The sequence below is a fragment of the Pseudomonas sp. SJZ103 genome (assembly GCF_007828335.1).
In the GTDB taxonomy this organism is placed as follows: Bacteria; Pseudomonadota; Gammaproteobacteria; order Pseudomonadales; family Pseudomonadaceae; genus Aquipseudomonas.
The window spans coordinates 193,664-208,870 of record NZ_VIUN01000008.1 but is presented as its reverse complement, the minus strand read 5'-3'; the positions used below and the strand labels follow the sequence as shown (position 1 = coordinate 208,870).

The following is a 15,207-nucleotide window of genomic DNA, read 5'->3' as shown; positions in this document are numbered from 1 at the left end:
TGCGTGCAAAGTGGATAGATGGCCCGTGAAGGCTGGCCCAAGATAGACCTCAATGCGCCGCGAGTACAAGCCGGCGCAAGCCAACCCGTCTGCCGGAGCGTGTGTTGCTGCTGTTGAGCGTCTAAAAAACCAAAGGGGTGTCGATATGCGTCTTGTGAACAAGCTTCTTCCGCTGGCCCTGGTGGCCGCGTTCAGCAGTGCCGGCCAAGCCGCGCCGACGGTGAGCGTCTACAACTGGACCGACTACATCGGTGAGACCACCTTGGCGGATTTCCAGGCCAAGACCGGGATCAAGGTGATCTACGACGTATTCGACTCCAACGAAACCCTGGAGGGCAAGTTGCTCGCGGGCCGCACCGGTTATGACGTGGTGGTGCCGTCCAATCACTTCCTGGCGCGCCAGGTAAAGGCCGGCGCGTTCCTCAAGCTCGACCGTTCGCAGTTGCCCAACTTCAAGAACCTCGACCCCAAGCTGCTCAAGCTGCTGGAGAAAAACGACCCGGGCAATGCGCACTCGGTGCCGTACCTGTGGGGTACCAACGGCATCGGTTACAACGTCGACAAGGTCAAGCAGGTGTTGGGCATCGACCATATCGATTCATGGGCGGTGCTGTTCGAACCGGAGAACATCAAGAAGCTCAACCAGTGCGGCGTGGCCTTCCTCGACTCGGCGGATGAGCTGTTCCCAGCGATCCTCAACTACATGGGCAAGGACCCGCGCAGCGAGAACCCCAAGGACTACCAGGAAGCTGAAGCCAAGCTGCTGACCCTGCGGCCGTACATTACCTACTTCCATTCCTCCAAGTACATTTCGGACCTGGCCAACGGCAATATCTGCGTGGCGTTCGGCTATTCGGGCGATGTGTTCCAGGCCGCCAACCGCGCCAAGGAAGCCAAGAACGGCGTGAATATCGCTTACTCGATTCCCAAGGAAGGCTCCAACCTGTGGTTCGACCTGCTGGCCATTCCGGCCGATGCGAGTAACCCGAAAGAGGCCCATGCCTTTATCAACTACCTGCTCGACCCTGAAGTGATCGCCAAGGTCAGCGCCTCGGTCGGTTACGCCAACGCCAACCCGGCGGCCAAGGCGTTCATGGATCCGGAACTGGTGAACAACCCTGAGGTGTACCCGTCCCAGGCCGTGCTCGACAAACTCTATATTTCCACCACGCCGACCCCGGCGACCATGCGCCTGATGACGCGCGCCTGGAGCAAAGTGAAGACCAACAAATGATTCAAGCCAGTGACCACGCGCGTTCCTACTACCTTGCGTCCGCGAATGCCATGCCGGAGCGCCCGTCACTGGGCGCCGACCTGAGCGCCGATGTCTGTGTGATCGGCGGTGGTTTTACCGGCGTCAATACCGCTATCGAACTGGCCCAGCGCGGGCTCTCGGTGATCCTGTTGGAGGCCCGGCGTATCGGCTGGGGCGCCAGTGGGCGCAACGGTGGGCAGTTGATTCGCGGCATCGGCCACGATGTGTCGGGGTTCGCCAAGTACGTGGGCGAGGAGGGTGTGCGTTACCTGGAGCGCGCCGGTATCGACTCGGTGGCGCTGGTGGGCGAGCGCATTCGCGAGCACCGGATCGACTGCGACTTGCGCTGGGGGTTTGCCGAGCTGGCCAATACCCCGGCGCAGTTCGCCGCCTTCAAGGACGAGCAGGACAGCCTGGCGCGCCTGGGGTATGCCCATGAGATCCGTCTGGTGGGCCCGCAGGCTATCCGCGAAGTGGTGGATTCGACGCAGTATGCAGGCGCTTTGGTGGACATGGGCTCCGGGCACTTGCACCCGCTGAACCTGGTGCTCGGCGAGGCTCAGGTGGCCGAGTCCCTGGGGGTGCGGATCTTTGAACACACCGAAGTGCTGGCGCTGGTTCACGGCGACACGGTGCAGGTACGTTGCGCTGGCGGCACGGTAAGCGCCGCCAGTCTGGTACTGGCCTGCAATGCCCATCTGGAAGAATTGGAACCGCGCCTGAGCGGCAAGGTGCTACCGGCGGGCAGTTACATCATCGCCACCGAGCCGCTGCCTGAAGACGTCGCCCACGCATTGATTCCGCAAAACCTGGCCCTGTGTGACCAGAAAGTCGGCCTGGATTACTACCGGCTTTCCGCCGACCGCCGCCTGTTGTTCGGCGGTGCCTGTCATTACTCCGGGCGCGATCCGCGGGACATCGCCGCCTATATGCAACCGAAGATGCTCAAGGTGTTTCCGCAACTGGCCGACACCGCCATCGCGTTCCAGTGGGGCGGCAAGATCGGTATCACCGCCAATCGCTTCCCGCAGGTCGGGCGGCTGCAGCAGTACCCGAACGTGTTCTACGCCCAGGGCTATTCCGGGCATGGGCTTAACGTGACGCACTGGTGCGCGCGGCTGTTGGCCGAAGGCATACACGCGGGCCACAGCCAGGGCCTGGATGTGTTCAGCCAGGTGCCGCACATGACCTTTCCTGGCGGCAAGGCGTTGCGCTCGCCGCTGCTGGCGTTGGGGATGTTGTGGTACCGCCTGAGGGAATGGGTCTAGCCGACCGGCATCAGGTGGCAGTCATCATTCTTGGGGTTCGGTGAGTACCTTGCGGAAGGTTTCCACCAACGGCCGCAGGTTGATCCGGTGCCATGCCGCCCACAGCGGTGTGGTGTAGGTCAGCCACGGCAGTTCGCGCAGGACCACGCCGGGCGGTGCATTGCGGCTCAGGCCTTTTTGCACCATCGCCACCCCCAGCCCGGAGGCGACCAGGCCCAGTGCGGTAAACGGCTCGCTGGCTTCCATGGGGATCTGCGGGGTGAACCCGGCACGGATGCACGCGGCAACGAAGTCATCGGCCGGGCCGGCGCCGGGTTTGCGTTGCACGCCGATCCATTGCTGCTCGGCGAGATGGGCGGGCAGCAGTTCGTGTTGATGCGCCAGAGGATGATGCTCGGGCAAGGCCAGCAGCATCGGATCGTCCAAGACTTGCCGCGCGGTCAGGTCCGGGTCATCGACAGCGGGCGGCTCACCGACCAGGGCGACGTCAAGGCTGCGTTGGCGCAACCCTTCGAGCTGTTCCAGGGACGGCAGGTTGTAGAGCTTGATGTGCACGGTGGGCCGGTCATCGCGCAGGACGCGCAGGGCATTGGGCAATACGCCGGCATGCATGGCGTTCTCGATGTAACCGATGCACAGCCCGCCTTCTTCACCCCGACCCAGGCGTTTGCCCAGGGATTCCAGGCGATTGGCGTGGGTCAGCAGGGCCTTGGTTTCGGCGAGAAAGGTCTGGCCGTCTCGGGTCAGGCGGATGCGTTGCTGGCTGCGCTCGAACAGGGTCAGGCCCAGGCGCTCTTCGAGCTGGGCGATCTGCCGGCTCAGGGGCGACTGGGAAATGTGCAGGCGCTCGGCGGCGCGGCCGACGTGTTCTTCTTCGGCGACCACTTCGAAGTAGCGCAGTTGGCGTAGATCGATCATGTAAGACCTTCAAGGACTCAAGTTCGTCGCAGTATGTCTTGGACGGTCTTATCTATGCAATCTAGGATCTGCTCAACGGTCACAGCGACCCTGAACCCGATTGAGGATCCATCATGAGCTTGAAAGACAAACTGCCCGGCCAACTGGGCTTTGGCACCGCACCGCTGGGCAATATGTTCCGCGCCATTCCCGAGGAGGAAGCCCAGGCCACCGTAGCGGCTGCCTGGAACCACGGGGTGCGTTACTTCGACACCGCGCCGTTCTACGGCTCGGGTCTCGCGGAAATTCGCCTGGGCCAGGCCCTGTCGACCTATAACCGCGATGACTACGTGTTGAGCACCAAGGTCGGCCGGCTGATCCTCGACGAAGTTGAAGACAGCGCCCGCGACCTTGGCGAGAAAAGCGGCGTGTTCGAACACGGTCGCCCGAACAAGATGCTCAACGACTACAGCGCCGACGCCACCCTGCGCTCGATTGAGGACAGCCTGAACCGCCTGCAAACCGATCGCCTGGACATCGTGTGGATTCACGACATTGCCCAGGACTTCTACGGCGACCAGTGGCTGGAATACTTCAACCAGGCGCGTACCGGCGCGTTCAAAGTGCTCACCCGCCTGCGTGAAGAGGGTGTGATCAAGGCCTGGGGCCTGGGCGTGAACCGCGTCGAGCCGTGTGAGCTGACCCTGGACCTGAGCGAGGCGCAACCCGATGGTTTCCTGCTGGCCGGCCGCTACACCTTGCTGGACCATGAGCGCGCCTTGCAACGGCTGATGGACGCAGCCCACTCGCAGAACGTCGAGATCGTCGTCGGTGGCCCTTACAGTTCGGGCGTCCTGGCCGGTGGCGCGCACTTCGAATACCAGCAAGCCAGCCCGGCGATCATCAGCAAGGTCGAGCAGATCAGGGCGATTGCCCAGGCATTTGGCGTGAGCGTAAAAGCGGCGGCACTGCAATTTTCCCTGGCACATCCCGCCGTGGCTGCTGTAATTCCGGGAGCCAGTCGCCCGGGGCGGATTGCCGAAGACGTCGCAGCATTGTCAGAAATAATCCCCACTGCCTTCTGGCAGGCCCTGCGCGATGCCCGCTTGATTTCGGACCGTGCACCACTGCCACGTTGAATCCAGGAGTTCATGATGAAAATTGATGTAAGTGGAAAAGTAGCCATCGTCACCGGCAGCACCGCCGGCATCGGCCTGGGTATCAGCCAGGCGCTCGCGCAGTCGGGCGCCACCGTGGTGGTGATCGGGCGTGAAGCCGGCAAGGTCGACGATGCGCTGGCGAGCATTCGCCAGGCGGTGCCGGGCGCGGACCTGCGCGGGCTGGTGGCGGATCTTGGCACGGCCGAAGGCGCCGAAAAGCTGTTCGCTGCCGAACCTCGTGCCGACATCCTGGTCAACAACCTGGGCATCTTCAACGCTGTGGATTTCTTCGACGCCCCGGACAGCGAGTGGACGCGCTTCTATGAGGTCAATGTGATCTCCGGCGTGCGCCTGGCGCGGCATTACGTGCCGGGCATGGTCGGGCAGGGTTGGGGCCGAGTGATTTTCCTGTCATCGGAGTCCGGCGTGGCGACACCGGCGGACATGATCAATTACGGCGTGACCAAAAGCGCCAACCTGGCGGTGTCCCATGGCCTGGCCAAGCGCCTCGCGGGTACGGGGGTGACGGTGAACGCTGTGCTGCCAGGCCCGACGTTTACCGACGGCCTGGAGCAGATGCTCAAGGACGCCACGGCCCAGTCCGGACGCAGTGCGCGGGACGAGGCCGATGTGTTTGTACGCAATGCGCGGCCTACGTCGATCATCCAGCGTGCGGCGAATGTGGATGAAGTGGCGAACCTGGTGGCGTACATTGCTTCACCCTTGTCTTCGGCCACCACCGGTGCCGCGTTGCGGGTCGATGGCGGTGTCGTCGACAGCATGGCGATCTGAATTCTTTTTTATTGTGTGGAGTATTTATCGTGGCAACTGCCTCTTGCGTAATTGAAATCCCTGTATCGGCCGATCAGGTCTGGCAATTGGTCGGCGGCTTCAACAGCCTGCCGGATTGGCTTGCGTTTATCGCCAAGAGCGAGCCCGGTGAAGGTGGCCGCGTGCGCCATCTGACGACCGCCGACGGTGGTGTGATCGTCGAGCGTTTGCAGACCTTCGATAACGTCGGGCGTACTTACAGCTACACCATTGAAGTGTCGCCGTTTCCGGTGAGCGCGTACCTGGCAACGTTGCGGGTTGAGGCGTTGACCGAGTCGTCGGCGAAGGTGACGTGGTCTGGTGTGTTTACCCCGGCGGCGGGTACGACGGAGGCGGCGGTGGAAGAGCTGTTTGCCGGTGTATACAGCGGCGGCCTGGAAGCGTTGCGCGCGAACTTCCCGGCCTGATCCGATCTACCAGGCAATGCAAGACTAATGTGGGAGGGGCGGTGCGACGATTCGACTTGCCGCCTCCCACCGTTTGACCTCACTGGCTGATGGATCAGGCTTCGGGCATCAGTTGCTGGCGGCACTCCAGGATCAGGCGCGCACCGCCTTGCTCGCTGGTGCCGACTTCCAACTTGAACCCATGCAAGTTGATGATCGCCGCCACAATCGACAAACCCAACCCGAACCCGCCTTGCTGGTCGCTTTCATCCACCCGATAAAAGCGCTGGAACACCGCATCGCGCTCGGCTGCCGGTATGCCCGGCCCGGAGTCGTGCACTTCAATGCGCGTGCTGCCGGCATCGTTGAGCCCGCGCAGGATCACTTCGCCGCCCGGTGGGGAGAACTTGATGGAATTGCTCAGCAGGTTGGCCAGGGCTTCGAACAACAGGGCGCGGTCGCCGGTGATCCATGGCAGGGACTCGGGGACTTCGAGTCGCAGCTGCAATTCGCCTTCCTCCGCCAGGGGCAGGTAGAAATCATGCAACTCGCGCAGCAGCGGCAGCGGGTCCATGACCAGGAAGCCGGAACGGCGCTGGTGGTCTTCCAGCTCGGAGATACGCAGCAGCCCGCGAAAGCGCGCCATCAAGGTGTCGGTCTCGGCGATGGCGTCGTCCAGTTTCACCGCGTAGCCTGAGTCCTGCTCGGCCTCCTGCCGGATGCGGTAGAGCTGCGCACGCAGGCGGGTCAGCGGGGTGCGCAGGTCGTGGGCGATGTTGTCGCAGACGCCCTTGACCTCGTTCATCAGCTTTTCGATGCGGTCGAGCATGGCGTTGACGATGGCGGCGAGCATGTCCAGTTCGTCACGCCGGTTGGACAGCGGCAAACGGTGGGTGAGGTCGCCGGCGACGATGGCTTCGGCGCTGGCCTGGATCCCGCGGATCCGGCGCAGCGGGCGGCGGCGCAACAGATGCCAGCCGGCGGCGCCGGGGATAATCGTCAGGGACAGCGCCCACAGCAGGGCATGCCAGATGATCCGCGTCACACCGAACAGCGAGCCATTGGCGCGCACCAGCACCAGCCAGCGGCCGTCGTCGGTGTGGCTGGCGACGGCGTCGCAGCTGTCCTTGGGCAGTTTGGGGTCGTCGGAGTCGACGCAGTTGGCCAGGGCGTGGATCTTGCCGTCCAGCGGCAGGTCGGGCGGAATCGCGCGGATCGGTCCGCTCAAGGGACGGAACTGCTCATCGAACAGGCCGTAGGCGTCCACGCCCTTCATGTCGAAGGTCATGCTGGTGGTCAACGCTTCCAACAGTTCTTCGCCGTCGAAGCGTTGGAACAGGTGCTGGCGTTGCATCAGGGAATGGCGCGAGAGGTCGCCCAGGTAACCTGACACCTCGTAATACAGCACCCCCATGAGGATGCAGCTCCAGGCCACGAACAACGAACTGTACAGCGCCAGCAAGCGGCTGCTGGAAGAACGCCAGCCTTTAGAGGGGTTCAGCAATGACATAACCGGAACCTCGTACCGTGCGGATCAGCGGCGGGAGGCCCGGTGGATCGATTTTCTTGCGCAGGCGGCCGATGTGCACGTCGATCAGGTTGGTGCCCGGGTCGAAGTGATAGCCCCAGACTTCCTCGAAGATCATCATCCGCGACAGGATCTGCCCGGTGTTGCGCATCAGGAATTCCAGCAGTTTGTATTCGGTGGGCAGCAGGCTCAGCGGCTGTTCGGCGCGGCTGGCTTCGCGGCTGATCAGGTTCAATTCCAGGTCGGCCACGCGCAGGGCAGTCTCGAATTCCTTGACCGTGCTTTTGCGGCGCAGCAGCACCTCGACGCGGGCGGCCATTTCGTCCGAGGCGAAGGGCTTGGTCAGGTAGTCATCACCCCCGGCGCGCAGGCCGCGCACGCGCTCGTCGACGTCGGATAGGGCGCTGATCATCAGGATCGGCGTCGATACCCCGATGGTGCGCAGAGTGGTGACGATGGCCAGGCCATCGAGTTCCGGCAGCATGCGGTCGAGGGTGATCAGATCGTAATCACCACTCACGGCGCGGACCAGGCCTTCGCGGCCGTTGTCCACCCAATCTACGTCCAGTCCATGGCTACTCAGCTCGGCGACGATCTCGCGGGCCGTTACGGCATCATCCTCGATGGTCAAAATGCGGGTCATAGGATTACCTGGTGAGCGATTCACACTAGAAGTGGGGGCATTTTGCCAAGAAATGGCTGAACGCTTCCTAAATAAAACTTCATGTTGGCAAAACTGACACAAGTTTCATGGCGGGTACCGGCCGGGGACCATCCGTCTCCCACAGGGAATGCATTACGCCCGCCTGCCGCAGCCATTTCTTGCAAGTTGCATGGTTCAGGCAAGTTCAATTTACTTAACGTGTTGAAATATAAGGAGTTTAATTTTTGGCGCGACTGGCATGCTGCCTGCACTGTCCCTTTTGAGACTTGTAACACTATTTTTCCTGCCGGGAGCACAACAACAATGATCACATCGTCATCCATGCTGCAAGAGTCGAGCGCGCGCTCCGGGGTTTCCTGGGGGGCTATCTTTGCCGGGGCCGCTGCGGCGGCTGCGTTATCCCTGATTTTGGTATTGCTGGGCTTCGGCCTGGGTTTTTCGGCGGTGTCGCCGTGGGCCGACAGCGGTATCAGCGCCAAGGGGCTTGGCATTTCCACGATTATCTGGCTGGCGTTTACCCAGATCGTTGCCTCGGGCCTGGGCGGTTATATCGCCGGCCGGTTGCGGGTGAAGTGGGCCAATATGCATGGCGATGAGGTGTACTTTCGCGACACCGCTCATGGTTTCCTGGCCTGGGCGGTTGCCACGCTGATCAACGCAGTGCTGGTGGTCGGTTCGGTCAGCAGTGTCGTGAGCGGCGGTGTGAAAGCCGGTGCCAGCGTGGCAGCGGGCGCGGCCAGCGGTGTCACACAAGCCGCAGGCAGTGCAGCCAAAGGCGTCAACGGCGGCGACTTTGACTACTACGTCGACAGCCTGTTTCGTGATGATCGCCCGGTCGCCGTCAGTGATGACGCTGCCCATGGCGTGGTTGCACGCATCTTCACCCGCACCCTGAGCAACGACGGCCAACTCGCCGCTGAAGACCGTGCCTACCTGGCCCAGTTGATCAGCCAGCGCACCAACCTCAGCCAGGCCGATGCCGAAGCGCGTATCGACAAAGTCTACGGCGATGCCCGTAAAGCCGTCGAAGACGCCAAGCTCAAAGCCAAGCAAGCCGCTGATACGGCCGCGAAAGTTGCTGCCTATACCTCGCTGTGGACCTTTGTCGCACTGTTGATCGGCGCTTTCTTTGCCAGCTTCGCCGCAACCTTTGGTGGCCGTCGCCGCGATGCCGTGGTGTACGTCGAAACCGAAACCTACGTTCGTTAATTCAAGGAGAACACCATGCGCTCATTACTTCTGTGGTTCCTCGGCGTGCCGATCCCGGTCATCATCCTGATTGCAATTTTCATGCACTGATCCCGGGCTCAGCTCGGTCCGATGTGGGAGGGGACAAGTTCCCTCCCACATTTGGGTTTGTGGAGTGTCAGCCAGGTTGCTACCAACAGTGCGCTGGCAACGGCGGTCATGATCACCAGCGGCTGCGAGGTACCGTCGGACAGCAGCCCGGTGGCCCAACTGCTCACGGCAGTGAGGAACATCTGGGTAAAGAAGAACAACCCCGACGCGGTTCCTGCAATCGCTCCGTACGGCTGCAACACCGACAGTTGGCACGCCGGAATCACCATCCCCACCGACACCATGATCACCAGCATCGGCAGCACGATCGCCAGCCATTCCCCCGGCATAGCGGTGGTGGCAACCGCGAGCATCACGCTGCCCAGCACGTTCAAGCCGATGGCTGCATTGATCAACCGGTCCGGCTCGAAGCGCCGCACCAGCCTGCGGAACAGGTTCGCGCCGAGCATGTAGCCGCTGATCGTCGCCGCGAACACCAGCGCATACGCCGTGGCCGACAGGTGGAAGCCCCGCTGCAGCAGCGCCGAAGACTCACTGATAAACGGGAAATAGGTGCTGTACACGCAGCCGATCGCCAGGGAATAGCGCAGGAAATAGCGGTCGCGCAGTAACTGACCGTAGAGGCGTAGCAGGTTGCTCGGCGGCGCGGCGGCGACATCGGCCGGGCGGGTTTCGGGCAGGCGGCGATACACCACCAGGTAGAGCACTGCGCCGATCACGCCGAGCAGCACAAACAGGCCGCGCCAGTCGATGAAGGGCAGCATCAGGCTGCCAAGCACCGGAGCGGCCATCGGTGACACGGCCATGGCCATGGAAATCAGGCCCAGCAGGCGCGCCTGTTCATCCCGGTCGAAATAGTCGCGCACGATCACCCGACCGATCACCGTGGTGCAGCACCCGCCCAGGGCCTGGAACAGGCGGGCGATGATCAGCACACCGATGCTGTCGGCCAGGGCGCAGGCCACGGTAGCCAGCACGTACAGAAACAGTCCCGCCAGCAATACGGGACGGCGGCCGAAACGGTCGGTCAGCGGGCCGCTGATCAGCAGGGAGATCGCCGAACCGAAGGTGTACAGCGTGAGGGTCAACTGCAACTGGCTGTCGCTGGTCTGGAAGTAATCGGCCATGGCGGGCAGGGCGGGCAGGTGCATGTCCAGGGTGATGCGTGGCAGGCCGATCAGCACGGTCAGCAGTATCAGCCAGAACCACGGGGAGAGGGCGCGTTGAGTCATGGGCGGTGTCTTCACGAGGAGGAGAGCCCGCACTCTAGCGGCATTGTGGTTTAATCCTCAGGGCCGCTTATGACGAACATGATTGGACCACTATGAGCCGAGGAAAAACCCCATCCGCCCTGGACCTGCCGCGGCCCGACAGCCTGGAGGTGGGAAAGCAGCAGGGTGCTTACGAGGCCTTGCGCGCAGCGATCCTGAACCGACAGGTGCCGGCGGGCAGCCGTTTGCCGTCCACCCGCAGCCTCGCCGAACGCTGGCGGGTATCCCGTGGCACGCTGGAGGCGGCGTTCGACCGCCTGCACAGCGAAGGCTATGTACAGCGCGTGGCCGGTTCCGGTACGCGGGTGTGTGCGGTGATCCCCGAGCAATTCATTGCGGCACCTGCACCCCGCGCGATGCCTCGTCGCGAAGTGGCGGTTGATCGCCCCGAGTCCGGGGTGCAGAGCCATGTGCCTTTTGTCGCTCGGCGACCTGACGCCAGCCTGTTTGACATGAAGGCCTGGGCACGCTGTATTTCCCGGGGACTGCTATCGGCGGGGCCGGGTGCGCTCGAAGCAGGCCATCCCGCCGGGCTGCCGGAACTGCGCGCACAGATCGCCGACTACCTGCGCAGCTATCGCGGCATGCACTGTGAGGCGGATGAAGTGATCGTCACCACCGGCATTCGCCACGCCCTTGACCTGATCGCGCGTACGCTGCTCAAGCCCGGTGACACGGCCTGCGTCGAAGACCCTGGCTATCCACCGGCAAGACGCTTGTTCGGGCTGGCGGGTGCAGAGGTCCAGGCGATTGCGGTCACGGCCGAGGGGCTCGATACCGCTCAACTCCCCGACACGGCGCGCCTGGCCTACGTCACCCCGGCCCACCAGGCACCGTTGGGCATGACCCTGTCGGTGTCGCGACGCCTGGCGCTGCTGGACTGGGCTGCCCGCGCCGAGGCCTGGGTGGTGGAAGACGACTATGACAGCGAATACAACTACCACAGCGCACCGCTGGCGGCGCTCAAATCCCTGGATGCCAATGACCGGGTGATCTACTGCGGCAGCTTCAACAAAAACCTGTTCCCCGGTTTGCGCGTCGGCTTCATGGTGGTGCCCAAGGCGCTGCGCCCGGCGTTGTTGCGCACCCTGCAACTCACCGGGCATTCGGTGGGGGCCAGTGATCAATTGGGGTTGCTGGAGTTTCTCGGCAGCGGCGCTTTCGTGCGCCACTTGCGGGCTTCGCGCCAGGCGTATCAGGCGCGGCGCGATGTGTTGCTCGAGTGCCTTGGGCCCCACTGTACGATCAGCGGGCAGCAGGCCGGATTGCATTTTGTGTTGTGGTTACCGACCGGTGTCGAGGAAGGCGAATTCTGTGCGCGTGCCGCGCAAGCCGGGCTGACCTTGCAGCCACTGGGCAAGTTCTGCGTCGAGGCGATCCTGCCGCCGGCGGTCATCATCGGCTACACCGCGTTGACCCTGGCGCAGATCCGCTTTCACGGGCGTGCGCTAGCCCAATTACTGCCGGTCAGTCATCAAACCCGACCTGCTCGTGAATCTCGTCCACCTTCAACTCCAACCGATACGCCACCGCAATAAACAGCGCCTGGCACAGGCACAAGGTGGCGCTCAATGAGCGGAAGGCAAACGACGAGCCTTCATTCACCAACAGCACCGCGTTGGCCCGCTTGGCCAGGGGCGACAGGTTGCTGTCGGTGATGATCAGGGTCTTGGCCTGATGGTGCTGGGCGATCCGCAGGCAGTGCTGGGTCTCTTTGCCGTAGGGCGTGAAGCTGATGGCGATCACCAGGTCATTGGCACGCACGCTGCGCATCTGCTCGCGATAGCTGCCGCCCAGGCCTGAGATCAGGTGGATGCGCTTATTGGTGTGCTGCAGGTTGTAGACCAGGTAGTCGGCCACCGCGAACGAACGGCGCACGCCGACCACGTAGATATTGTCGGCGTTGACCACCAGGTCGACGGCTTTTTCAAACGCCACATCATCCAGCTCCAGCCCCAGGCGCTCGATACCCGACAGGGTCGCGTTGACGCACTCGCGGGCCAGGTCGCCGCCGCTGGCTTTCTGCGACTTGTTGGCGATCATGCTGCGAATGCGCTGCTGGTAGTTCTGCACCGGCGTGGTCTTGTGGGTGTAGGCCTCGCGAAACAGCGCCTGCATCTCACTGAACCCACTGAACCCGAAACGCTGGGAAAACCGCACGATCGCCGAGGGGTGCACTTCGCATTCGCGGGCGATGTCGCTGATGCGGTCGACCATGATCCGGTCGCTCTGCTGGCTCATGTAGCTGGCGATACGCTTGAGCTGGCGCGGCAGGCTTTCGTATTCGTCGGTGATCAGCTGCAACAGGCGTTCGGCATTGATCGGAGGGCTGGCGATAGTGTCTTCCAGGGTGGTCTCGGGATCGGTGCGGGACATGGGCAATCCTTCTGGCGTGTTCTTCTGATGCGCTGATGGGTGGCGCAAGTCTACAGGGTAGGCGCAAAAAAATACCCCGGCATCACGGCCCGCGTGGCCTGCTGAAACGATGCACGGCGGCTGGCGTGCCCCTATGCTGACGTATTGGAAAAAATATTCCACTAAAAATAATTATGGAATAAATATTGATTGCCGCCGCCGGACGTTCTAGTCTGCTCCCACCAAGAGCGTTTGCCGTCGCCACGGCGGCACAACGCAGGCTGATAAAAATAACAGGAGCCAGCATGGGCCAGACTCGTTTTGCCAGTGGGCGTCAATTGGATCTGATTTGCCTCGGGCGCCTGGGCGTCGACCTCTACGCACAGCAAGTAGGTGCGCGGCTTGAGGACGTGTCCAGCTTCGCCAAATACCTCGGCGGTTCCTCCGCCAATATCGCTTTCGGCACTGCCAGGCTGGGGCTCAAGTCGGCGATGTTGAGCCGGGTGGGGGACGACCATATGGGGCGTTTCCTGGTGGAATCCCTGGCCCGCGAAGGCTGCGATGTCAGTGGCATCAAGGTCGATTCGGAACGCCTCACCGCCATGGTGCTGCTGGGCCTCAAGGACCGCGAAACCTTCCCGCTGGTGTTCTACCGCGAAAACTGCGCCGACATGGCCCTGCGCGCCGAGGACGTCAACGAGGCCTTTATTGCCTCGAGCAAAGCCTTGCTGATCACCGGCACGCATTTCTCCACCGACGGCGTGTACAAGGCCAGCATCCAGGCCCTGGACTATGCGGCCAAGCACAACGTCAAGCGCGTGCTGGATATCGACTACCGCCCGGTGTTGTGGGGCCTGGCGGGTAAGGCTGACGGCGAAACCCGTTTTGTCGCCGACCAGAATGTCAGCCAGCATGTGCAGAAAATCCTGCCGCGTTTCGACCTGATCGTCGGCACCGAAGAAGAATTCCTGATCGCCGGCGGCAGCGAAGATCTGCTCACCGCCTTGCGCACCGTGCGTGAACTGACCCCGGCGACCCTGGTGGTCAAGCTCGGCCCGCAAGGCTGCACGGTGATCCACGGTGCGATTCCGGCGCGGCTGGAAGATGGCGCCATCTACCCGGGCGTGCGGGTTGAAGTGCTCAACGTGCTGGGCGCAGGCGATGCCTTTATGTCGGGTTTCCTCAGCGGCTGGATCAATGACGCCAGCGATGAGCGTTGCAGCCAGTTGGCCAATGCCTGTGGCGGTCTCGTCGTCTCGCGCCACGCCTGTGCGCCGGCCATGCCGACGCCGGCCGAGCTGGATTACCTGTTCAGCAGCCCGGTGCCGATCACCCGGCCCGACCAGGACGCTACCCTGCAACGCCTGCACCGCGTCACCGTGCCGCGCAAGGCCTGGAAACAGCTGTTCATCTTTGCCTTCGATCACCGCTGGCAACTGGTGGACCTGGCGCAACGCGGCGGCCAGGACCTGACCCGCATCAGCGAGATCAAGCAGCTGTTTATCCAGGCCATCCAACGCGTGGAGAAAAAGCTCGCCGAGCAGGGCGTCGAGGCCGATGTGGGCCTGTTGGCCGACCAGCGCTTCGGCCAGGACGCGCTCAATGCCGCCAGCGGTCGTGGCTGGTGGATCGCCCGCCCGGTGGAAGTGCAGAACTCGCGGCCGCTGGCGTTCGAACATGGTCGCTCGATTGGCAGCAACCTGATTGCCTGGCCCCAGGAGCAGATCATCAAGTGCCTGGTGCAATACCACCCCGACGATGAGCCCATGCTGCGCCTGGAACAGGAAGCGCAGCTCAAGGCGGTGTACGAGGCTTCGGTGACCAGCGGCCATGAGCTGCTGCTGGAAGTCATCCCGCCCAAGGACCATCCGTCCACTTACCCGGACGTGCTCTATCGCAGCCTCAAGCGCCTGTACAACCTGGGTATCTACCCGGCGTGGTGGAAAATCGAGGCACAGTCGGCCGAGGACTGGACAAAGCTCGACGAACTGATCCAGGAACGCGACCCGTACTGCCGTGGCGTGGTGTTGCTGGGCCTGAACGCGTCGGCCGAATGCCTGGCCGCCGGCTTCCAGCAGGCCAGCCAGAGCAGCACCTGCCGTGGGTTTGCCGTGGGCCGTACGATCTTCCAGGAACCGAGCCGTTTGTGGATGGCGGGGGAGATCGATGATGAGACGTTGATCCAGCAGGTCCAGGCGACCTTTGAGCAGTTGATCAACGCCTGGCGCAGTGCCCGAGCTTAAACCCAGTTCTTAATTTGAAATGCAATCCAATGTGGGAGGGGCGGTGCGAC

General features: G+C 62.7%; 13 protein-coding genes. 8 read left to right on the top strand and 5 right to left on the bottom strand.

All coding sequences use genetic code 11. From position 1 onward, the window contains the following. The first annotated feature begins 145 nt into the window (after nucleotides 1-145). The gene (locus FBY10_RS18800; protein ID WP_145337247.1) at nucleotides 146-1,234 is read left to right on the top strand and encodes a polyamine ABC transporter substrate-binding protein; all 1,089 of its coding nucleotides are present in this window, start codon (nucleotides 146-148) and stop codon (nucleotides 1,232-1,234) included. Beyond that, a complete protein-coding gene (locus tag FBY10_RS18795) occupies nucleotides 1,231-2,523 on the top strand; it encodes an FAD-binding oxidoreductase (protein WP_145337248.1) in 1,293 nt (430 codons plus the stop codon). Before FBY10_RS18800 ends, FBY10_RS18795 begins: the two co-directional genes overlap by 4 nt. A gap of 24 nt (nucleotides 2,524-2,547) precedes the next feature. On the opposite strand, the gene FBY10_RS18790 is transcribed toward FBY10_RS18795, so the two are convergent. Next, nucleotides 2,548-3,441, bottom strand: coding sequence for a LysR substrate-binding domain-containing protein (locus FBY10_RS18790; RefSeq protein ID WP_145337249.1), 894 nt, complete (start codon nucleotides 3,439-3,441; stop codon nucleotides 2,548-2,550). 113 nt (nucleotides 3,442-3,554) lie between these two features. On the opposite strand from FBY10_RS18790, the gene FBY10_RS18785 reads away from it, so the two are divergent. From FBY10_RS18785 to FBY10_RS18775, 3 genes are read left to right on the top strand one after another with little or no spacing between them, the layout of a single operon-like run. After that, a complete protein-coding gene (locus FBY10_RS18785) occupies nucleotides 3,555-4,559 on the top strand; it encodes an aldo/keto reductase (RefSeq protein ID WP_145337250.1) in 1,005 nt (334 codons plus the stop codon). 15 nt (nucleotides 4,560-4,574) lie between these two features. Next, a complete protein-coding gene (locus tag FBY10_RS18780; RefSeq protein WP_145337251.1) occupies nucleotides 4,575-5,372 on the top strand; it encodes an SDR family NAD(P)-dependent oxidoreductase in 798 nt (265 codons plus the stop codon). A 29-nt stretch (nucleotides 5,373-5,401) separates the two neighbouring features. Beyond that, nucleotides 5,402-5,818 carry an SRPBCC family protein gene (locus tag FBY10_RS18775; RefSeq protein WP_145337252.1) on the top strand — a complete coding sequence of 139 codons (417 nt, stop codon included), beginning with the start codon at nucleotides 5,402-5,404 and terminating at the stop codon, nucleotides 5,816-5,818. A 94-nt stretch (nucleotides 5,819-5,912) separates the two neighbouring features. Here FBY10_RS18775 and FBY10_RS18770 read toward each other — a convergent pair whose 3' ends face one another. Both FBY10_RS18770 and FBY10_RS18765 read right to left on the bottom strand, forming a co-directional pair. Next, nucleotides 5,913-7,307, bottom strand: a complete 1,395-nt coding sequence (locus FBY10_RS18770) for a HAMP domain-containing sensor histidine kinase (RefSeq protein WP_145337253.1) — start codon at nucleotides 7,305-7,307, stop codon at nucleotides 5,913-5,915. Beyond that, on the bottom strand, nucleotides 7,285-7,968 hold the full coding sequence (locus FBY10_RS18765; RefSeq protein ID WP_122539638.1) for a response regulator transcription factor: 684 nt from the start codon (nucleotides 7,966-7,968) through the stop codon (nucleotides 7,285-7,287). The genes FBY10_RS18770 and FBY10_RS18765 overlap by 23 nt, the downstream gene beginning before the upstream one ends. 324 nt (nucleotides 7,969-8,292) lie before the next feature. On the opposite strand from FBY10_RS18765, the gene FBY10_RS18760 reads away from it, so the two are divergent. After that, complete coding sequence (locus tag FBY10_RS18760) at nucleotides 8,293-9,198, top strand: hypothetical protein (protein ID WP_145337254.1); 906 nt, start codon at nucleotides 8,293-8,295, stop codon at nucleotides 9,196-9,198. A 98-nt stretch (nucleotides 9,199-9,296) separates the two neighbouring features. Here FBY10_RS18760 and FBY10_RS18755 read toward each other — a convergent pair whose 3' ends face one another. Then, a complete protein-coding gene (locus FBY10_RS18755; RefSeq protein ID WP_145337255.1) occupies nucleotides 9,297-10,520 on the bottom strand; it encodes a multidrug effflux MFS transporter in 1,224 nt (407 codons plus the stop codon). A gap of 92 nt (nucleotides 10,521-10,612) precedes the next feature. Between FBY10_RS18755 and FBY10_RS18750 the strand changes: the two genes are divergently transcribed. Continuing rightward, complete coding sequence (locus FBY10_RS18750) at nucleotides 10,613-12,097, top strand: PLP-dependent aminotransferase family protein (RefSeq protein WP_145337256.1); 1,485 nt, start codon at nucleotides 10,613-10,615, stop codon at nucleotides 12,095-12,097. Here the strand turns inward: FBY10_RS18750 and FBY10_RS18745 are convergent. Then, nucleotides 12,027-12,935, bottom strand: a complete 909-nt coding sequence (locus FBY10_RS18745) for a MurR/RpiR family transcriptional regulator (protein ID WP_017136418.1) — start codon at nucleotides 12,933-12,935, stop codon at nucleotides 12,027-12,029. The genes FBY10_RS18750 and FBY10_RS18745 overlap by 71 nt on opposite strands. 284 nt (nucleotides 12,936-13,219) lie before the next feature. Here FBY10_RS18745 and iolC point away from each other — a divergent pair, with 284 nt between their 5' ends. Beyond that, on the top strand, nucleotides 13,220-15,157 hold the full coding sequence (iolC, locus tag FBY10_RS18740; RefSeq protein WP_145337257.1) for a 5-dehydro-2-deoxygluconokinase: 1,938 nt from the start codon (nucleotides 13,220-13,222) through the stop codon (nucleotides 15,155-15,157). Nucleotides 15,158-15,207: the final 50 nt, after the last annotated feature.